We start from the raw sequence: 18,472 nt of genomic DNA on the forward strand, positions 1-18,472 counted from the left end.
GGTACCCTTGACGTCGTGTTCAATTCCCTGTCCGACCGGCTGACCCAGACGTTCAAGAACCTGCGTACGCGCGGGCGCCTCTCCGAGGCGGACATCGACGGCACCGTGCGCGAGATCCGGCGTGCGCTGCTCGACGCCGACGTCGCGGTGCCCGTGGTGCGCGAGTTCACCGCCGCGGTGCGGGAGCGTGCGCTGTCGGCGGAGGTCTCCGGCGCGCTGAATCCCGCGCAGCAGGTCGTCAAGATCGTCAACGACGAGCTGGTCGAGATCCTCGGCGGGCAGACCCGGCCGCTCAGCCTGGCCAAGACGCCGCCGACGGTCATCATGCTCGCCGGTCTGCAGGGTGCGGGCAAGACGACGCTGGCGGGCAAGCTGGCGCTGGCGCTGAAGGGGCAGGGGCACACCCCGCTGCTGGTCGCTGCGGACCTGCAGCGGCCGAACGCCGTGAACCAGCTCAGCGTCGTCGGCGAGCGGGCGGGCGTTCCCGTCTACGCGCCGCACCCCGGCAACACGTCGTCCGCCGACGACCCGGCGCTGGACGCGCCGCTGATCGGCGACCCGGTCGCCGTCGCGCGCGACGGCGTCGCGCACGCGCGCGCCAAGCTGCACGACGTCGTCATCGTCGACACCGCCGGCCGCCTCGGCATCGACGAGGTGCTGATGAAGCAGGCCGCGGACATCCGCGCCGCCGTCACGCCGGACGAGGTCCTGTTCGTCATCGACGCGATGATCGGTCAGGACGCGGTGAACACGGCGAAGGCGTTCGCCGACGGCGTCGACTTCACCGGCGTCGTGCTGTCCAAGCTGGACGGCGACGCGCGCGGTGGTGCCGCGCTCTCGGTCGCCAAGGTGACCGGCCGGCCGATCATGTTCGCCTCGACCGGTGAGAAGCTCACCGACTTCGAGGTCTTCCACCCGGACCGGATGGCCTCGCGCATCCTCGACATGGGTGACGTGCTCACCCTGATCGAGGAGGCCGAGAAGGCGTTCGACGCCGACCAGGCCGAGAAGATGGCCCAGAAGGTGGCCACGGGGCAGGACTTCACGCTCGCGGACTTCCTGGTGCAGATGCAGCAGCTGAAGAACATGGGCTCGATGAAGAAGATGCTCGGCATGCTGCCGGGCATGGGCCAGATGCGCGAGCAGCTCGACCAGTTCGACGAGCGCGAGGTGAACCGGATCGAGGCGATCATCCAGTCGATGACGCCGGTCGAGCGGGACAACCCGAAGATCATCAACGGTTCGCGGCGCGCGCGGATCGCGCGCGGTTCCGGGACCTCGGCGAGCGCCGTCAACCAGCTCCTCGAGCGGTTCACGCAGGCGCAGAAGATGATGAAGCAGATGTCGCGCGGCGGCGGAGTGCCGGGCATGGGGCCGGGCGGGATGCCCGCCATGCCGGGTGGTCCGGGGATGGGCATGGGCAAGAAGGCCCGCGGCAAGCAGCAGCCCGCCAAGCGCAAGAAGGGCAAGTCCGGGAACCCGGCCAAGCGCGCGCAGCAGGAGCGCGAGGACATGCAGCGGGCGCTCGGCGGCGGCAAGCCGGCCGCCGCGGGCTCGGCGTTCGGCGCGGCGGCGCCGCAGCCGCAGGCTCCGCCCGACATGGAGGCGCTCGAGCAGCAGCTCGGGAAGTTCCTGGGCAAGTGATCGTGCCGCCCTCGGACACGGTCCCCACCATCCACGTGCGCGGGCACATCCTGCTCGACGACGAGCGCGAGGTGGGCGACCTCTGGGTCCGGGGCGGGCGCGTCAGCCTGACCCGTCCGTCCGCGCAGGGCGCAGGCCTGCGGGTCCTGGAGGGCTGGGCGGTGCCGGGGCTCGTGGACGCGCACTGCCACATCGGGCTCGGGGCCGAGGGGCCGGTGTCGCGGGAGATCGCCGAGCGGCAGGCCGTCGCCGACCGGGACTCCGGGGTGCTGGCGATCCGGGACGCGGGCTCGCCGTCGGACACGCGATGGATGAGCTCCCGTGCCGACCTGCCGCGGCTCGTCCGCGCGGGGCGGCACCTCGCGCTGCGCGCGCGGTACCTGCGGAACTTCGGGCTCGAGCTGGACGACGCCGCCGGGTTGCCCGCGGCCGTGCGCGAGCAGGCCCGGCGGGGCGACGGCTGGGTGAAGCTGGTGGGCGACTGGATCGACAGGTCCGCCGGGGACCTGACGCCGCTGTGGCCCGCGGACGTGCTGCAGGACGCGGTGGCGCAGGCGCACGCCGAGGCGGCACGGGTCACCGTGCACACGTTCGCGACGGAGACCGTCGACGCCCTGCTGGACGCCGGGGTGGACGGCATCGAGCACGGCACCGGGATGACCGCGGACCAGATCGGGCGGGCGGCCGCGGCGGGGGTGCCGGTCACGCCGACGCTGCTGCAGGTGGAGCGGTTCGCGGCGATCGCGGACCAGGCCGCGGAGAAGTTCCCGGCCTACGCCGCGCGGATGCGGCGCATGCACGCACGCCGGTACGAGCAGGTGCGCGACCTGTACGACGCCGGGGTGCGGCTCCTGGTCGGGACGGACGCGGGCGGGACGATCGGGCACGGGCTGATCGCGGGGGAGTGCGCGGAGCTCGTGGCCGCCGGGATCCCCGCCGCCGAGGTGGTGGCGTTCGCGTCCTGGCGGGCGCGGTCGTACCTCGGGCTGGGGGCGGTCGTGGAGGGATCGAGCGCGGATCTGGTGGTGTACCCGGACGACCCGCGCGAGAACATCGAGGTGCTGCGGTACCCGCGGGCCGTGGTGCTGCGCGGCGAGGTCCACTGAGTTCTCCCGGGCCGCCGGGGGCCGGGGACCTGGAAGGGAGAACCGTGGTCGCGGTTGGTGGCTCTGTGCGCCGTCTGGCACAATGACCGGGTACTCGGTACGCCTGGGCCCCTCTCTCCCGTGCGTACCCGGTCCAGACCACGGCATCGTGATCCACCCCCACGGATCGGCGGGCCAGGTCACCCATTCTTAAGAACCAGGAGAGACCACTTCGTGGCCACCAAGATTCGTCTGAAGCGCTTCGGCAAGATCCGGGCGCCGTACTACCGCGTCGTCGTCATGGACTCGCGGGTCAAGCGCGATGGTCGTGCGATCGAGGAGATCGGCAAGTACCACCCGACCGAGGAGCCCTCGCTCATCGAGATCGACACCGAGCGCGCGCAGCACTGGCTGAAGGTCGGCGCCCAGCCGTCCGAGCCCGTCCTGGCCCTGCTCAAGGTCACCGGCGACTGGCAGAAGTTCAAGGGCCTGCCGGGCGCCGAGGGCACCCTCAAGGTCAAGGCGTCCAAGGCGGACTCCGCCGCCGCGATCGAGGCCATCCACGCCGAGGCCGAGAAGGTCAAGGCCGACGCCGCCGCCAAGGCGGAGGCCGCGAAGGCGGAGACCGCCGCCGAGGCGACTGCTCCGGCCGAGGACGCCGAGACCCCGGCCGAGACCGAGGCCTGATGCTCGCGGAGGCCCTCGAGCATCTCGTGCGCGGGATCGTCGACAACCCGGACGCCGTCCGCGTGTCCGCGAAGTCGCTGCGCCGGGGAGACCTGCTCGAGGTCCGTGTGCACCCGGACGATCTCGGCCGTGTCATCGGCCGCGGCGGCCGGACCGCCCGCGCGCTGCGGACGGTGGTCGGCGCCCTGGCTGCGGACGGTTCGGTCCGCGTCGACGTGGTCGACGTCGACCGCCGCTGAGCGGGCTGCCGCTCACGCGACACCGCCGAGACGAGGCCCGGTCCGCATGGACCGGGCCTCGCTCGTCGTCCGGGTCGGTCCGCGCAGGATCGCGCTCGGATTCACACCATCTCAAGGATTCATCGGGGAGTAGCGGATGGAGCTGGTCGTAGCCCGCATCGGGCGGGCGCACGGGCTGAAGGGTGAGGTCTCGGTCGAGCTGCGTACCGACGACCCGGAGAGCCGCCTGGGGGTAGGTTCCGTGCTCCGCACCGAGCCCGCCGGCGTCGGCCCGCTGACGGTGACCGCCGCGCGCGTGCACCAGGACCGCTGGCTGGTCCGGTTCGCCGAGGCGCCCGACCGTTCCGCCGCCGAGGCGCTGCGCGGGGTGGAGCTGGTCGTCGACGCGGACGCCTCGGACGAGGAGGACGCCTGGTACCCGCACGAGCTGCGCGGCCTGCGCGCGGAGCTCACGGACGGGACCGTGGTCGGCGAGGTGGCGGGGCTCGAGTACCTTCCCGCGCACGACGTGCTCGTGGTGAACGAGCCGCTGCCGTCCGGCACCGTCCGCACGCTCGTCCCGTTCGTGCGCGCGATCGTTCCGGTGGTCGACGTCGCCGGCGGCCGGGTCGTCCTCGACCCGCCCGGCGGCCTGCTCGCCCGCGACGCGGACGCCCTGATCAGCGAGCGCGACGACGACGGCGCGCCCGGTGAGCCGGACGACGATGCCGGCGACGAGGACGAGCGGGATCGCCCCGCCCGCGGATCCGGCGTCGCCGGACACGACGGGAGCGCTTGACGTGCGGATCGACGTCGTCACGATCTTCCCGGACTACCTGGCCGCGCTCGACCTGTCGCTCGTGGGCAAGGCGCGGCAGCGCGGCCTGCTGGACCTGCGCGTGCACGACCTGCGGGACTGGACCACGGACCGGCACCGCACCGTCGACGACACCCCGTTCGGCGGCGGCGCGGGCATGGTGATGCGCCCGGACGTCTGGGGCACGGCCCTCGACGACGTCCTGGGCGGCGAGCCCGCCGCGGCGTCGCCGGGCAGGATCCTGATCCTGCCGACGCCGTCGGGGGAGGTGTTCACGCAGCGGCACGCCGAGGAGCTGGCCGGGGCCGGGCAGCTCGTGTTCGCGTGCGGCCGGTACGAGGGGATCGACGCACGGGTCGCGGGGCACTACCGCGACGCGGGGCTGGACGTGCGCGAGCTGTCGATCGGCGACTACGTGCTCAACGGCGGCGAGGTCGCGGCGCTCGTGATGATCGAGGCGGTCGCGCGGCTGGTGCCGGGAATGGTGGGGAACCCGGAGTCGCTGGTGGAGGAGTCGCACGGGGCCGCCGGGCTGCTGGAGTACCCGGTCTACACGAAGCCGCCGGAGTGGCACGGGCGGGGGATCCCCGAGGTGCTGCTGTCCGGGCATCACGCGCGCATCGAGCGCTGGCGGCGCGACGAGGCGCTGCGCCGCACGGCCGCGCGGCGGCCGGACATGATCGCGGGCCTGGACGGGACAGTGCTGGACAAGCACGACCGGGCCCTGCTGACGGAGCTCGGGTGGATCGTGGCCGACGGCGGGCGCCTGGCGCGGCAGGACGACGGCGCGCAGGCCCCGGTGCCGCCGGAGCCTGCGGCGGGCTGACGTCACACCTGCTCGCGCGGGCGGTACGGCGGCGCTGTGGCAGAATGGGCCCTCGGTGCGCCGACGGTCAGGTCTCTGCCACAGGGGATGCCGTCGGGCCGGAACTCCGGCCCGGCACGATCGTCGACACGGCGCGTCACCACCTTATTCGCTCGCGGCCGTCCCGTACGGCCGCTGATTTCGCGCCTGACCTGTGGCAGGCCCGGAGAGAACGATGCAGAAGCTCGACAGCGTCGACGCCGCCTCGCTGCGCGACGACATCCCGGAGTTCCGCGCCGGTGACACCCTGAAGGTCAACGTCAAGGTCATCGAGGGCAACCGCTCCCGTGTCCAGGCGTTCCAGGGCATCGTGATCCGCCGCCACGGCGGCGGCGTGGGCGAGACGTTCACCGTCCGCAAGATCAGCTTCGGCGTCGGCGTGGAGCGCACCTTCCCGGTGCACGCGCCCACGATCGAGTCGATCGAGGTCGTGACCCGCGGTGACGTCCGCCGCGCGAAGCTCTACTACCTGCGCGAACTGCGCGGCAAGAAGGCGAAGATCAAGGAGAAGCGCGCGACCGTCGCGTCCTGATCGCCCGGAGAGAACAACGCCGGGTCGGCACGCTGAACCCAGGTCGGTACCGCATACTTGTGGGGCCGACGCCGGATCAGGGTGGCGGCCCGGCGTCGTCGTACGTGATGTCGTCGTACGAGAAGGCGTGACACCGAGACAAAGTGAGTTCCGTGACGACGTACCGTGTGGCGCGGCATGCGCGGCCCAAGGACCTGGGTGAGCCCGGGGAACAGGTCGGTGGGCTCGCGGTGCTCAAGGAGATCGCGATCATCGTGATCAGCGCCCTGGTGCTGTCGTTCCTGATCAAGACGTTCCTGGTGCAATCGTTCTACATCCCGAGCGCGTCCATGGAGGACACCCTCACGGTGGGCGACCGGGTCATGGTGTCGCGGCTCGCGCCCGGCCCGGTGGACCTGCGGCGCGGCGACATCGTCGTCTTCATCGATCCCGGTGGCTGGCTGCCCGTGTACACGGCGCCCGATCGGGGGCCCGTCGGGAACGCGGCCACGGCCGCGATGACCGCGATCGGCCTGCTCCCGGAGGACACCGGCGAGCACCTGATCAAGCGGCTGATCGGCCTGCCCGGGGATCACATCATGTGCGACGACGCCTGCGCCGACGACGGCGGGCCGGTGACGGTCAACGGCACCGCGATCGACGAGACCTACCTCAAGCCGGGCAACACGCCGAGCGGCGCCAAGAAGTTCGACGTCGTCGTGCCCGACAGGATGCTCTTCGTGATGGGCGACCACCGGCAGAACTCCGCGGACTCCCGTTTCAACACCAGCAGGCCGGGCGGCGGGTTCGTCCCCGTCCACAACATCGTCGGGACCGCGTTCGCCACGGTGTGGCCGTTCGAGCGGATGACCTGGCACTCGAACCCGTCCGGCGTGTTCGCCGGGGTCCCGGAGCCGACCGCCCCGGCGCCGCAGCCCACCACCTGAAAGTGAGTCCCGTGACGACCTACCAGACCGACAACCGTGCCGAAGACGACATGGCAGACGACCAGGGGCCTTCCGAGGAGAAGAGCCAGTCCCGCGGGCTGGCGATCCTGAAGGAGACGCTCGTCATCGTGGTGAGCGCCCTGCTGCTGTCGTTCCTGATCAAGACGTTCCTCATGCAGCCGTTCTCGATCCCGAGCGCGTCGATGCAGGACACGCTCACGATGGGCGACCGGGTCATGGTGTCGCGGCTCGCCCCGGGCCCGGTCGACCTGCAGCGCGGGGACGTCGTCGTGTTCGTGGACCCGGGCGGCTGGCTCGACCCGTACCCCTTCGAGGCGGACCGCGGCGCGGTCGGCAACGCGATCACGGCGGCGCTGACCACGGTGGGCCTGCTGCCGGAGGACATGGGCGAGCACCTGATCAAGCGCGTGATCGGGCTGCCGGGCGACCACGTCGTGTGCGACGACGCCTGCGCGAACGACGGCGGGCCGCTGCACGTGAACGGCGTGGCGGTCACCGAGACGTACATCAAGCCGGGTACCACGCCGAGCAGCGGCAAGCCGTTCGACGTGACCGTGCCCGAGGACTCGCTGTGGGTGATGGGCGACAACCGGCAGAGCTCCGCGGACTCGCGGTACAACACCGAGGAGCCCGGCGGCGGGTTCGTCCCGGTGGACAATGTGGTGGGGGCGGCGTTCGCCACCGTCTGGCCGCTCGACCGGCTGACGTGGCACTCGAACCCGTCCGCCGTGTTCCAGGACGTGCCGGCGGCCGGCGCCGCGGCGAGCTAGACCCGGGAGGTCTGCGCAGGTGGCGGAAGGCAACGGGGTGTCGCGGGTGAAGCCGAACCTGCGCACCGAACGCTCGCTGATGGCGGCCGGGCCACGGCTCGTGGCCGGGATGGACGAGGTGGGCCGCGGGGCGCTGGCCGGGCCGGTGAGCGTGGGCGTCGTCGTGATCGACGCGCGCACGCGGACCGCCCCGCAGGGGATCGCGGACTCGAAGCTGCTGACCCCCGCCGCGCGCGTGGACCTGGCCCCGAAGGTGCGGCGGTGGGCGCTCGCCTCGGCCGTCGGGCACGCCTCGGCCGCCGAGATCGACGAGCAGGGCATCATCGCCGCGCTGCGGCTCGCCGGCCGGCGGGCGCTGCACCAGGTGCAGTCCGAGGTGGGGAACGTCGACGTGGTGCTGCTGGACGGGAAGCACGACTGGCTGAGCGATCCGGGGCCGGACCTGTTCGCGGCGGGCGGGCTGACCGGGGACGACGACGGCGCGGGCGTGCTGGTGTCCGAGGGCGGCGCCGGCGCCGGGCCCGATGTGGTCACGATGATCAAGGCCGACATGCGGTGCTCCACCGTGGCCGGGGCGAGCGTGCTGGCGAAGGTGGAGCGGGACGCGATCCTCACGGAACTCGCCGCCGACCATCCGCAGTACGGCTGGGAGGCGAACAAGGGGTACAGCGCCCCGGCGCACCTCGATGCGCTCGCGAATCACGGTCCGTGCGTGTTGCACCGTCGGTCATGGAACCTGCCGGGTGCGATGATGGCCGGGTGAGTGCCGAAGACCTCGAGAACTACGAGACGGACATGGAGCTCGCGCTCTACCGCGAGTACCGGGACGTCGTGGGGCTGTTCTCGTACGTGGTGGAGACCGAGCGACGCTTCTACCTCGCCAACCAGGTGGACCTGCAGGTCAGGTCCGCGGCCGGTGAGGTGTACTTCGAGCTGACGATGAGCGACGCGTGGGTGTGGGACGTGTATCGCTCGGCGCGGTTCGTGAAGTCGGTGCGGGTGGTGACGTTCAAGGACGTGAACGTCGAGGAGCTGGCGAAGGCGGAGCTGACGCTCTGACGATCCGGGCCGGGTGATCTTTCGTCCCGGCCCGGAAATTCCTTGCCGGCTTTCGTGGACCCCTCGGACGGTGTTCTGCGGATCCGACGCCGACGCGACCCTGTGGATATCCCGATCCATCGACAGGAGTCGCTTTTTCCCGGTTTCATCTCCGGCGTGATGGCGCGTGGACGCGCAGGCTCGTCGTGGAGGTGGGGCGGATGCTCAGCAAGGACGAGGTCGGGCGGCGCGGCGAGGAGATCGCGCTGGAGCATGTCGTGGCGCGCGGGTGGACCGTGCTGGCGACGAACTGGCGCAGCGGGCGCGAGGGGGAGATCGACATCGTCGCGCTCGACGGTGACGTGCTGGTGGTGGTCGAGGTGAAGACCCGGTCGGGTACGGGGTTCGGGCATCCCAGCCAGGGGGTGACCGCGAAGAAGCTCGCGCGGCTGCGGCGGCTGGCCGGGCAGTGGCTCATGGTGCACCGGCGGGCCACCGAGGAGGCCGCCGAACGCGAGGGCGTGGACGTGCCGCCCCACTGGTCCGCCGTGCGGATCGACGTCGTCTCGGTGCTGCTTCCCCGCGACGCCGGGCCCGTGGTCGAGCACCTCGAGGCGGTGGTCTGATGGAGGTGGCGACGACGGCGGCGGTGTCCCTGGTCGGGCTGGAGGGGCACATGGTCCAGGTGCAGGCGCACCTGTCGGCGACCGTCCCGGGTTTCACGGTGGTGGGGCTGCCCGACGCGGCCCTCAGCGAGTCCCGGGACCGGGTGCGGGCGGCGGTCTCGTCGACCGGCCTGGCCTGGCCGGTCCGGAAGATCACCGTGAACCTGTCGCCGGCGGCGCTGCGGAAACAGGGCAGCGGCTACGACCTGGCGATCGCGGTGGCGATCCTCGCCGGGGCCGGGGAGATCCCGGCCGGCGGGCTCGACTCGGTGGTGCATCTCGGCGAGCTGGGGCTCGACGGGCGGATCCAGCCGGTACGGGGCGTGCTGCCCGCCGTGGCCGCCGCGGTCGACGCCGGGTACGAACGGATCGTGGTGGCCGCGAGCGACGCCCCCGAGGCGCGGCTCGTCCCCGGGGCGCGGGTGGTGGGGGCGGCCAGCCTGGCCGAGGTCGTGGCGCTGCACGGCGGCGAGGGCGCGGTGGTCCGGGAGGTCGAACGGGTGGAACGGCCGCGGGCGGCCGGCCACACGGCCACGCCCGGGGACATGTCCGACGTCGTCGGGCAGGCCGCGGCGCGGCGCGCCCTGGAGGTCGCGGCCGCCGGCGGGCACCACGTGTTCTTCGTCGGTCCGCCCGGCTCGGGCAAGACGATGCTCGCCTCCCGGTTGCCCGGGATCCTGCCGGACCTGACCGAGCGGCATGCCGTGGAGGTGACCGCCGTGCACTCCGTCGCGGGGACGTTCGATCCCGCGGGAGGGCTCATCCGGCGCCCGCCGTACGAGGCCCCGCACCACACCGCGACACAGGCCGCGGTGGTCGGCGGCGGATCGGGCCTGCCCCGGCCGGGCGCGGCGACCCGCGCGCACCGCGGCATCCTGTTCCTGGACGAGGTGGCCGAGTTCCGGCCCAGTGTCCTGGACACGCTCCGGCAGCCGCTGGAGCAGGGCGAGCTCGTGATCCACCGGTCGGGCGGGGTGGCGCGGTACCCGGCGCGGTTCCAGATGGTGCTCGCGGCCAACCCCTGCCCCTGCGGCAAGTCGATCGGCAAGGGCCTGGAGTGCACGTGCACGCCCGTCATGCGGCGCAGGTACTTCGGGCGGCTGTCCGGGCCGCTGCTCGACCGCGTCGACCTCCAGATCGAGGTGCAGCCGGTCGACAAGGTCGACAGGGCCGGCGGCGCGGGCGAACCCACCGCCGTCGTCGCCCGGCGCGTCGCCGCCGCCCGCGAGGCGGCCGCCGCACGGCTGCGGGGCACGGGCTGGACGACGAACTCCGAGGTGCCGGGGCGATGGCTCCGGGAACGGCTGCGCACCACGAAGGGGATCGAGAACCTGATGGACCGGGCGCTGGCGGACGGGACCCTGAGCCTGCGCGGGGTGGACCGGGTGCTGCGCGTCGCCTGGACGCTCGCGGACCTGGCGGGCCGCGACGCGCCTGTCGAGGACGACGTCCTCACCGCCGTCACGATGCGACAGGGGCTGCGCCATGGCTGACCCACTCTTCGGACTGCCCGCTCCTGGCTCGCCGGCACCGATACCGGCACAGGCACCGATACCGGCACAGGCACAGGCGCCGGCGCCGACACCGGCGCCGCCGGGGCTCCCGCCCGCGCCCGGCTCGCCCGGCCGTGGTCCGGAAGCGTCCGGTGGCCCGGCGCCGAGGGTGTTCCCGCGACTTCCGTTCGACGTCGGGGATCCGCTACCGGCCCGGGCCGCGTGGTCCCGGCTGGCCGAGCCGGGCGACGTGGTCGCCGGAGCTCTCGTGGCTGCCCTCGGGCCCGGCGAGGCGCTGGACTGGGTGGTGCGGGCCGTCGAGCGACCCGGGGGCGCCGCGGCAGAACTCGCACGGGTGGAGTCCGGCCGCCGGGTGGCGCGGGCGCTCGGCGGCGAGGACGCGGGTTCGCCCGCCGTCGCGCTGATGGCAGGAGTGCGGCGCTGGGCGTCCCGGCTGGGGGACCTCGTGCCCGCCAGGGACCTCGAGACCGTGGACCGGCTGGGCGGAACGCTCCTCGTACCGGGCGACCCGCGGTGGCCGGAAGCGATGGACGACCTGGGGCCCGCGGCACCCTTCGCGCTCTGGGTGCGGGGCCAGGCCGACCTGGCCCGGGCGTCCCGGCGCGCGGTGGCGCTCGTGGGATCGCGCGCGTCGACGAGCTACGGGGAGCGCGTCGCGCGGGACCTCGCGTCCGGGCTCGTCACCCGCGGGTTCACCGTCGTGTCCGGAGGTGCCCACGGGATCGACGCGGAGGCGCACCGTGCGACCCTCGCGGGCGGCGGTCGCACGCTGGTGCTCCTGGCATCAGGCGTCGACAGGCTCTACCCGGAGGCGAACCGCCGGGTGATGGAGGCCGCGACCGCGGACGGCGCCCTGGTCGCCGAGGTGCCGCCCGGGTCCACGCCGTTCCGGCAGCGGTTCCTGGCGCGCAACCGCCTCATCGCGGCGCTCGGCTCGGCGACGGTGGTGGTCGAGGCCGCGCTGCGGTCGGGGGCGTTGTCGACGGCGAACCACGCGGACAGGCTGCTGCGCCCGCTCGGGGCGGTGCCGGGGCCGGTCACCTCGATGGCGTCGGCGGGCTGCCACGAGCTGATGCGGTCCGGGGCCGCGGTGTGCGTGACGGACGCGGCCGAGGCGGCGGAACTCGCCGGCGACCTGACCGCGGATGCCGCCCCGGATCGCGCCGGTGACCGTGGGCCGCGGGACGGGCTGGACCCGGTGGCGAGGAAGGTGCTCGACGCACTTCCCGTGCGGCGGGCCGCCTCTCTCGAATCGGTGGCCCGGGTGGCAGGGCTCGGCGTGGAGGAGACGACGGCGAAGCTCGGGCGGCTGCTCCTGGCCGGGCTCGCCGAGCGAGAGGGAGCGAACTGGCGCTGCACCCGGCGGTGACACGCCGTCGTGCATAGTCGTGCGGGACGTGCCGTCGGGAACGACCCCGGCGGTGACACGCCGTGGTGCCTGCGTGCCGAACGGCGGGTGCGGGAGCAGACTGGAATACGTGGACCTAACGGACCTGTCCGGCTTGCCGCGGCTCCCCGACGATCTGGCGGAGGCGGTGCGGCGCTTCGCCACGCACCTCGACGCGCAGCGCGGTCACTCCGTGCACACGCGGCGGGCCTACGTGGCGGACGTGACCGACCTGCTGCGGTACGCCAGGCGGCACGGCCGCGAGTCGCTCCGCGCGCTCGACCTCGCGACCCTGCGCGGCTGGCTGGCCGCGCAGTCCGAACGCGGGCTGGCTCGTTCCACGCTGGCCCGGCGGGGCGCGTCGGCCCGGGCGTTCCTGCGCTGGGCGGTGAGCGCCGGACTCGTCGACGAGGACGTCTCGGCCCGCCTGGCGAGCCCCAAGGTCCCGCGGACGCTGCCCACCGTCCTCGGCGTCGGCGACGCCGCCCGCCTGCTCGACGTCGCGCGCGAGGCGGCGCACACCACCGAGGGCCACGCACGTCCCGGCGCCCTGCGCGCGTGGGTCGCCGCCGAACTGCTCTACGGCGCGGGCGTGCGCGTCGGGGAACTGGTGTCCGTCGACGTCGGCCAGGTCGACCGGGCCGAGCGCCTCGTCCGGGTGCTCGGCAAGGGCGGCAAGGAACGGGTGGTGCCGTTCGGCATCCCTGCCGCCCGCGCCGTCGACGAGTGGCTCGGCGAGGGGCGACCGGAGCTCGCCACCGCGGCCAGCCGCGACGCGTTCCTGGTGGGGGAGCGCGGCGGGCGCTGGGGACAACGCCAGGTCCGCGAGGCGGTGCACCGGCTCGCGGCGCTCGCCGGCGTCCAGGACATCGCACCGCACGCGCTGCGGCACTCGGCGGCCACCCACCTCCTGCAGGGCGGCTCCGACCTCCGCTCGGTCCAGGAGGTTCTCGGCCACGCCAGCCTCGCCACGACCCAGCGCTACACCCACGTGGACGCCGACCGCCTCCGCGCCGTCTACGCCCAGGCCTTCCCCCGAGCCTGACGGGCAGCCTCATTCGTCCGGCAGCAGGACGATCACCGGGCGGTACAGCAGGTGGAGCGGGTCGAGGTAGCGGTCGCCGCGCCGGACGCCCCAGTGGACGCAGGCGTCAGGGCCGCAGTGGTCCGACATCGAGTCCTCGACGCTGCCCACGACGTCGCCCGCCGCGACCCCGGTGCCCACCGTCACGGTGGCCCGCACCGGCTCGAGGCTAGACCTCAGCCCGTCCGGGTGCGTCACCACGACGACGCCCCGCCCGGCGACGTCGCCCGCGAACGTCACGGTCCCGGCGCCGGGCGCGACGACGGGTGCGCCCGCCGTGGTCGCCAGGTCGACGCCACGGTGCCCGGCGCCCCAGCGACTCCGCGGCGGGTCGAAGCGCCTGATGACCCCGGCGGGCGGGTAGGCCGCCGGGGCGGGCGACGTGTACCCGGTCACGGACGGGACGGCGGCGGGCGCCGCCGCGTCGGCGAGGGCCGGGCCGCCGGCCGTCGTTCCCGGCGATCGCGACCCGCCGGCGAGCGAAGGTGCGCCGGCGGCCGGCGGCCGCGACCCGCCCGCGAGCGGAGACGCGGCGACGACCGGCGGCCGCGACCCGCCCGCGAGCGAAGGTGCGGCGGCGACCGGCGGCCCCGACTGGCCCGCGGCCACGCCGCGCAGGGGGGCGGCCGGCACGACGACCAGCACCAGGGTCAGGAAGATTGCTGCGGCGATGTTCATGGTCCGAGCGTGCGCCGGCCCACGCCGGGCCGTCCGGGCCCGGGGCACCCCCCTGTGCACGAACGGCGGTTTCCACAGCCCGCCGTCGGCGTCGGGTGCGCCTGTTCCCGTCGGGAGGGGACCTCCGTGGCAACATGTCCGCGTGAACTCCCTTCCCGCCACCGGGCCGCGGATCCCCTCCCAGCTGGTGCTGCTGCTGGTGCTCACCTTCACCACCGGGATCATCGACGCGGTCGGCTACCTCGGCCTCGACCGCGTCTTCATCGCCAACATGACGGGCAACGTCGTGATCCTCGGCATGGCGCTCGCCGGCGGCGACGACCTCCCCGTCGCGGGGCCGGTGCTCGCGCTCGGCGCCTTCTTCACCGGCGCCCTCATCGGGGGCCGCCTCACCAACGCCGCGCCGCGGGACTGGGCGCGCGCCTCGACCGTCGCGTTCGGCGTCACGGGGTCGCTCGCGACGTCGCTCGGCATCGTCGCGATGATCTTCCCGCCCCGGACGGACACCGCGTGGGGTTTCACCGTGACCGGTCTCATGGCCGTCGCGATGGGCCTCCAGGCCGCCGCAGCCCGGCGGATCGCGGTGAAGGACGTCACGACGGTCGTGGTCACCTCGACGCTGACGGGCCTGGCGGCCGACTCGCGCCTCGCCCGGGGCAACGACGAGAACTGGGCTCGGCGGCTGCTCGCGGTGGTGCTCATCCTGGCCGGGGCCGGGGTCGGGGCCGTCCTGCTGCGGCTCACCGGCGACGCCGGGGTGGGCCTCGGGATGCTGGTGGCGGGGCTCGGCAGCCTGGCGGTGACCGTCGTCGGCCACGTCCGGCACGTCTGAGCGCACCGTGCCGCTGCACGGGCGGGGCAACCCCGGGAAAACCCTGTAGACTTCGAGCCGCGATCGGTGGGTTCGCGGGCAGCGATGAACGCCCGTGCCACCTCACCGATCGACATCGCGCGTCACGCAAGCCCTTCACGGCAGCGGTCCGCCTGCGGCTCCTGGCCGACGGCGGTGCCTGGCGGGGTGGCGCCAGGGGTGTCCGCGGACGCGGGCACCGGAACCGGAAACCGCGGCGGGAGCCAAGCGCCCGCCGCCTGATCGTGTGCACCCAGACCCGGGCGGAGCCCGGCGGTGCACCGGAAGGACGTGTCATGGCCGTCGTGTCCATGCGTCAGCTCCTCGAGAGCGGTGTCCACTTCGGACACCAGACCCGCCGTTGGAACCCGAAGATGAAGCGATTCATCTTCACGGAGCGCAACGGCATCTACATCGTCGACCTCCAGCAGTCGCTGTCGTACATCGACGGTGCCTACGAGTTCGTCAAGGAGACCGTCGCCCACGGCGGCAGCATCCTGTTCGTCGGCACGAAGAAGCAGGCGCAGGAGGCGGTCGCCGAGCAGGCCGCCCGCGTCGGCATGCCGTACGTGAACCACCGCTGGCTGGGCGGTATGCTCACCAACTTCTCCACCGTGCACAAGCGCCTCCAGCGCCTCAAGGAGCTCGAGGAGATCGACTTCGACGACGTGGCCGGCTCCGGCCTGACGAAGAAGGAGCTCCTCGTCCTGCGCCGTGAGAAGGACAAGCTCACGCGCACGCTCGGCGGCATCCGCGACATGGCCAAGGTTCCCTCGGCCGTGTGGATCGTCGACACGAACAAGGAGCACCTCGCCGTCGACGAGGCCCGCAAGCTGAACATCCCGATCGTGGCGATCCTCGACACGAACTGCGACCCCGACATGGTCGACTACGCGATCCCGGGCAACGACGACGCCATCCGCTCCGTCGCCCTGCTGACGCGCGTGATCGCCGACGCCGCCGCGGAGGGCCTCATGAAGCGCCACTCCGGCAAGTCGGGCGCCGAGGAGGAGACCCCGGCCGCGGCCGAGCCGCTGGCCGAGTGGGAGCGCGAGCTCCTGTCGGGCGAGGAGTCCGCCGCGCCGGAGGCCGCCGCCGAGGAGACCGTCACCGAGGAGACCGCCGCGCCGGAGGCCGCTGCCGAGACCGCCGCCCCCGAGGCTGCCGTCGAGGCCGCTCCGGAGGCCGTCGCCGAGGAGACCGCGCCGGTCGCCGAGGAGGCGCCGGCCGCCGAGGCCGCCGCCGAGTCCACCGAGAAGTGACAGCCGACCTACCTGCACGGAGGACAAACGACAATGGCGAACTACACCGCCGCTGACATCAAGGCCCTGCGCGAGAAGACCGGCGCGGGCATGCTCGACGTCAAGAAGGCGCTCGACGAGGCCGACGGCGACGCCGAGAAGGCAGTCGAGATCATCCGCAAGAAGGGCCTCGCCCGCGCCGCCAAGCGCGAGGGCAACGCCACCTCGGAGGGCCTCGTCGCGGTCAAGGTCTCCGACTCGGCCGCCGGCCAGGTCGCGACCATGATCGAGCTGAACGCCGAGACCGACTTCGTCGTCAAGAACGAGAAGTTCGTGAACCTCGCCGACGCCGTGCTGGAGGCCGTCGCGGCCGCCGGCGCGTCGGACGAGGCGTCCGGTGCGGCCGCCCCCGCCGGTGAGGGCACCGTCGCGGACCTCATCGCCAGCGAGGGCGCGACCCTCGGCGAGAAGGTCGTCCTGCGCCGCGTGGCCCGCGTCGAGGGCCCGAAGGTCACGACCTACCTCCACCGCACCGCGAAGGACCTGCCGCCGAGCGTCGGCGTCCTGGTCGTCACGGACGAGGCGGGCGCCGAGGTCGCCAAGGACGTCGCGCAGCACATCGCGGCCCTGGCGCCGCGCTTCCTGACCCGCGAGGAGATCCCGGCCGAGGTCGTCGAGAAGGAGCGCGAGATCGCGCGCGAGGTCTCGATCGCCGAGGGCAAGCCGGAGGCCGCGCTGGAGAAGATCGTCGAGGGTCGCCTCAACGGCTTCTTCAAGGAGGCCGTGCTCGTGGACCAGCCGCTCGCCAAGGACTCGAAGACGACGGTCGGCAAGCACGTCGCCGCCGCCAACGGGACCCTGCAGGCGTTCGTCCGCTTCCGCGTCGGTTCCTGACGCACCACTCTGGCCCGGCCCGCGCGCGTGCGCGGGCCGGGCCGTTGTGTAATCTCCCCGGGGCATTTCCACGAGCGAAGGACGAGGGCGACGTGACCGACCACGACGACAGGAGCCGTACGGAGCAGCTGCTCCCCGCGGCGGCAGCGATGACACCGCACGCGGCCCCGGGCCAGGCGGTCGACGCCAGCGGCGCACCCGCCCGCCGGGTGCTGCTGAAACTCTCGGGTGAGGCGTTCGGCGGCGGCAGCGTCGGCCTCGACGCCACGGTGGTGCGGCGGATCGCGGCCGAGGTCGGCGAGGCGGTGCGCGGCGGGGTCCAGGTCGCGATCGTCGTCGGCGGCGGGAACTTCTTCCGCGGCGCCGAGCTGAGCCAGGCGGGCATGGACCGCGCGCGTGCCGACTACATGGGCATGCTCGGCACCGTGATGAACTGCCTGGCCCTGCAGGACTTCCTGGAGCAGGCCGGCGTCACCACGCGCGTCCAGACCGCCATCGCGATGGGCCAGGTCGCCGAGCCCTACATCCCGCTGCGCGCGATCCGGCACCTGGAGAAGGGCCGCGTCGTGATCTTCGGGGCGGGCGCCGGGCTGCCGTACTTCTCGACCGACACGGTCTCGGTGCAGCGGGCCCTGGAGACGCACTGCGAGCAGGTGCTCATGGGCAAGAACGGCGTCGACGGCGTGTACGACGCCGACCCGCGCAAGGTCCCGGACGCCCGCAAGCTCGAGCACGTCACCTACACCGAGGCCCTGGTGAAGAACCTCGGCGTGATGGACGCCACCGCGCTGAGCATGTGCCGCGACAACGACGTGCGCATGCGGGTCTTCGGCATGGAGGAGAAGGGCAACGTGACGCGCGTGCTGCGGGGCGAGCCGCTCGGGACCCTCGTGACGGCCCGGTAGGCCGCCTGCCCGGCGGGCCTTGTCCCAGTAGAGTGACCTAGCAGTGCACGACGCCACCAGCAGCAGCAAGAGACAGGAGCAACGGTGATCGACGAGACCCTCCTCGAGGCCGAGGAGAAGATGGAGAAGGCGATCGAGGTCGCCAAGGAGGACTTCGCGGGCATCCGCACGGGGCGCGCGAACTCTGGGATGTTCAGCAAGATCACCGTCGAGTACTACGGCGCCCCGACACCGCTGCAGCAGCTTGCCTCGTTCAACATCCCCGACGCCCGCACGGTGCTCATCTCGCCGTTCGACAAGGGCTCGATGACCACGATCGAGAAGGCCCTGCGCGAGTCCGATCTGGGCGTCAACCCGTCGAACGACGGCAACGCGATCCGCGTGATCATGCCCGCCCTCACGGAGGAGCGCCGCAGGGACTACGTGAAGCTCGCCAAGCACAAGGCGGAGGACGCGCGCGTCGTCGTCCGCAACGTGCGGCGCAAGGCCAAGGACGCGCTGGACCGCATCGTCAAGGACGGCGAGGCCGGCGAGGACGAGGTCGCGCGCGCCGAGAAGGACCTGGAGGCCCTCACCAAGCGCCACGTCGACGCGGTCGACGAGCTGCTGGCGGGCAAGGAGAGCGAGCTGCTCGAGGTCTGATGTCCCGAC

At 73.2% G+C, this 18,472-nt stretch carries 21 protein-coding genes; 20 read left to right on the top strand and 1 reads right to left on the bottom strand.

The window, feature by feature from the left end; all coding sequences use genetic code 11:
- Window positions 1-15 precede the first annotated feature (15 nt).
- The 15 genes from ffh (at window position 16) to ABD208_RS17410 (ending at window position 13,214) form a co-directional block, all read left to right on the top strand.
- Window positions 16-1,644 (top strand): signal recognition particle protein, encoded by a 1,629-nt coding sequence (ffh, locus tag ABD208_RS17340; protein WP_344105357.1) that lies wholly within the window; start codon window positions 16-18, stop codon window positions 1,642-1,644.
- The gene (locus ABD208_RS17345) at window positions 1,641-2,750 is read left to right on the top strand and encodes an amidohydrolase family protein (protein WP_344105359.1); all 1,110 of its coding nucleotides are present in this window, start codon (window positions 1,641-1,643) and stop codon (window positions 2,748-2,750) included. Before ffh ends, ABD208_RS17345 begins: the two co-directional genes overlap by 4 nt.
- A gap of 213 nt (window positions 2,751-2,963) precedes the next feature.
- Window positions 2,964-3,416 (top strand): 30S ribosomal protein S16, encoded by a 453-nt coding sequence (gene rpsP / locus ABD208_RS17350; protein ID WP_344105361.1) that lies wholly within the window; start codon window positions 2,964-2,966, stop codon window positions 3,414-3,416.
- On the top strand, window positions 3,416-3,655 hold the full coding sequence (locus ABD208_RS17355; protein WP_344105363.1) for an RNA-binding protein: 240 nt from the start codon (window positions 3,416-3,418) through the stop codon (window positions 3,653-3,655). Before rpsP ends, ABD208_RS17355 begins: the two co-directional genes overlap by 1 nt.
- 136 nt (window positions 3,656-3,791) lie before the next feature.
- Complete coding sequence (rimM, locus tag ABD208_RS17360; RefSeq protein WP_344105365.1) at window positions 3,792-4,433, top strand: ribosome maturation factor RimM; 642 nt, start codon at window positions 3,792-3,794, stop codon at window positions 4,431-4,433.
- Window position 4,434: 1 nt separating this feature from the next.
- Window positions 4,435-5,277, top strand: a complete 843-nt coding sequence (trmD, locus tag ABD208_RS17365) for a tRNA (guanosine(37)-N1)-methyltransferase TrmD (protein ID WP_344105742.1) — start codon at window positions 4,435-4,437, stop codon at window positions 5,275-5,277.
- Between the two features lie 214 nt (window positions 5,278-5,491).
- Window positions 5,492-5,848, top strand: a complete 357-nt coding sequence (rplS, locus tag ABD208_RS17370; protein ID WP_344105367.1) for a 50S ribosomal protein L19 — start codon at window positions 5,492-5,494, stop codon at window positions 5,846-5,848.
- Between the two features lie 152 nt (window positions 5,849-6,000).
- On the top strand, window positions 6,001-6,774 hold the full coding sequence (gene lepB, locus ABD208_RS17375) for a signal peptidase I (RefSeq protein ID WP_344105369.1): 774 nt from the start codon (window positions 6,001-6,003) through the stop codon (window positions 6,772-6,774).
- Between the two features lie 11 nt (window positions 6,775-6,785).
- Window positions 6,786-7,565 (top strand): signal peptidase I, encoded by a 780-nt coding sequence (lepB, locus tag ABD208_RS17380; protein ID WP_344105371.1) that lies wholly within the window; start codon window positions 6,786-6,788, stop codon window positions 7,563-7,565.
- A gap of 79 nt (window positions 7,566-7,644) precedes the next feature.
- Complete coding sequence (locus tag ABD208_RS17385) at window positions 7,645-8,328, top strand: ribonuclease HII (protein WP_344105745.1); 684 nt, start codon at window positions 7,645-7,647, stop codon at window positions 8,326-8,328.
- Window positions 8,325-8,624 carry a DUF2469 domain-containing protein gene (locus tag ABD208_RS17390; RefSeq protein ID WP_344105373.1) on the top strand — a complete coding sequence of 100 codons (300 nt, stop codon included), beginning with the start codon at window positions 8,325-8,327 and terminating at the stop codon, window positions 8,622-8,624. The genes ABD208_RS17385 and ABD208_RS17390 overlap by 4 nt, the downstream gene beginning before the upstream one ends.
- Window positions 8,625-8,824: 200 nt before the next feature.
- Window positions 8,825-9,229, top strand: coding sequence for a YraN family protein (locus ABD208_RS17395; protein WP_344105375.1), 405 nt, complete (start codon window positions 8,825-8,827; stop codon window positions 9,227-9,229).
- Window positions 9,229-10,761 carry a YifB family Mg chelatase-like AAA ATPase gene (locus ABD208_RS17400; protein ID WP_344105377.1) on the top strand — a complete coding sequence of 511 codons (1,533 nt, stop codon included), beginning with the start codon at window positions 9,229-9,231 and terminating at the stop codon, window positions 10,759-10,761. The genes ABD208_RS17395 and ABD208_RS17400 overlap by 1 nt, the downstream gene beginning before the upstream one ends.
- Window positions 10,762-10,930: 169 nt before the next feature.
- A complete protein-coding gene (dprA, locus tag ABD208_RS17405; protein ID WP_344105379.1) occupies window positions 10,931-12,151 on the top strand; it encodes a DNA-processing protein DprA in 1,221 nt (406 codons plus the stop codon).
- Window positions 12,152-12,260: 109 nt separating this feature from the next.
- On the top strand, window positions 12,261-13,214 hold the full coding sequence (locus ABD208_RS17410) for a tyrosine recombinase XerC (RefSeq protein ID WP_344105381.1): 954 nt from the start codon (window positions 12,261-12,263) through the stop codon (window positions 13,212-13,214).
- A 9-nt stretch (window positions 13,215-13,223) separates the two neighbouring features.
- Here the strand turns inward: ABD208_RS17410 and ABD208_RS17415 are convergent, their stop codons facing one another.
- Window positions 13,224-13,931, bottom strand: a complete 708-nt coding sequence (locus ABD208_RS17415; protein ID WP_344105383.1) for a murein hydrolase activator EnvC family protein — start codon at window positions 13,929-13,931, stop codon at window positions 13,224-13,226.
- A 142-nt stretch (window positions 13,932-14,073) separates the two neighbouring features.
- Here ABD208_RS17415 and ABD208_RS17420 point away from each other — a divergent pair, with 142 nt between their 5' ends.
- The 5 genes from ABD208_RS17420 to frr all read left to right on the top strand — a co-directional run bounded on the left by ABD208_RS17420 (window position 14,074) and on the right by frr (window position 18,463).
- Window positions 14,074-14,763 carry a YoaK family protein gene (locus ABD208_RS17420; RefSeq protein ID WP_344105385.1) on the top strand — a complete coding sequence of 230 codons (690 nt, stop codon included), beginning with the start codon at window positions 14,074-14,076 and terminating at the stop codon, window positions 14,761-14,763.
- 314 nt (window positions 14,764-15,077) lie between these two features.
- A complete protein-coding gene (gene rpsB / locus ABD208_RS17425; protein ID WP_344105387.1) occupies window positions 15,078-16,043 on the top strand; it encodes a 30S ribosomal protein S2 in 966 nt (321 codons plus the stop codon).
- A 33-nt stretch (window positions 16,044-16,076) separates the two neighbouring features.
- Entirely contained in the window at window positions 16,077-16,916 is an 840-nt protein-coding gene (tsf, locus tag ABD208_RS17430) for a translation elongation factor Ts (RefSeq protein ID WP_344105390.1), read from the top strand.
- Window positions 16,917-17,065: 149 nt separating this feature from the next.
- A complete protein-coding gene (gene pyrH / locus ABD208_RS17435) occupies window positions 17,066-17,821 on the top strand; it encodes a UMP kinase (RefSeq protein ID WP_344105747.1) in 756 nt (251 codons plus the stop codon).
- 84 nt (window positions 17,822-17,905) lie between these two features.
- Complete coding sequence (gene frr / locus ABD208_RS17440; RefSeq protein ID WP_344105392.1) at window positions 17,906-18,463, top strand: ribosome recycling factor; 558 nt, start codon at window positions 17,906-17,908, stop codon at window positions 18,461-18,463.
- The last annotated feature ends 9 nt before the right edge of the window (window positions 18,464-18,472 follow it).

It is taken from the genome of Myceligenerans crystallogenes (assembly GCF_039529775.1).
GTDB classification, from domain to species: Bacteria; Actinomycetota; Actinomycetes; order Actinomycetales; family Cellulomonadaceae; genus Myceligenerans; species Myceligenerans crystallogenes.

Coding starts and splice junctions, on each gene's coding strand:
- ABD208_RS17355 (WP_344105363.1), top strand. CDS start 3,416: ATGCTCGCGGAGGCCCTCGAGCATCTCGTGCGCGGGATCGTCGACAAC.
- rimM (WP_344105365.1), top strand. CDS start 3,792: ATGGAGCTGGTCGTAGCCCGCATCGGGCGGGCGCACGGGCTGAAGGGT.
- rplS (WP_344105367.1), top strand. CDS start 5,492: ATGCAGAAGCTCGACAGCGTCGACGCCGCCTCGCTGCGCGACGACATC.
- ABD208_RS17385 (WP_344105745.1), top strand. CDS start 7,645: ATGGCGGCCGGGCCACGGCTCGTGGCCGGGATGGACGAGGTGGGCCGC.
- ABD208_RS17395 (WP_344105375.1), top strand. CDS start 8,825: ATGCTCAGCAAGGACGAGGTCGGGCGGCGCGGCGAGGAGATCGCGCTG.
- ABD208_RS17400 (WP_344105377.1), top strand. CDS start 9,229: ATGGAGGTGGCGACGACGGCGGCGGTGTCCCTGGTCGGGCTGGAGGGG.
- ABD208_RS17415 (WP_344105383.1), bottom strand. CDS start 13,931: ATGAACATCGCCGCAGCAATCTTCCTGACCCTGGTGCTGGTCGTCGTG.
- rpsB (WP_344105387.1), top strand. CDS start 15,078: ATGGCCGTCGTGTCCATGCGTCAGCTCCTCGAGAGCGGTGTCCACTTC.
- tsf (WP_344105390.1), top strand. CDS start 16,077: ATGGCGAACTACACCGCCGCTGACATCAAGGCCCTGCGCGAGAAGACC.
- pyrH (WP_344105747.1), top strand. CDS start 17,066: ATGACACCGCACGCGGCCCCGGGCCAGGCGGTCGACGCCAGCGGCGCA.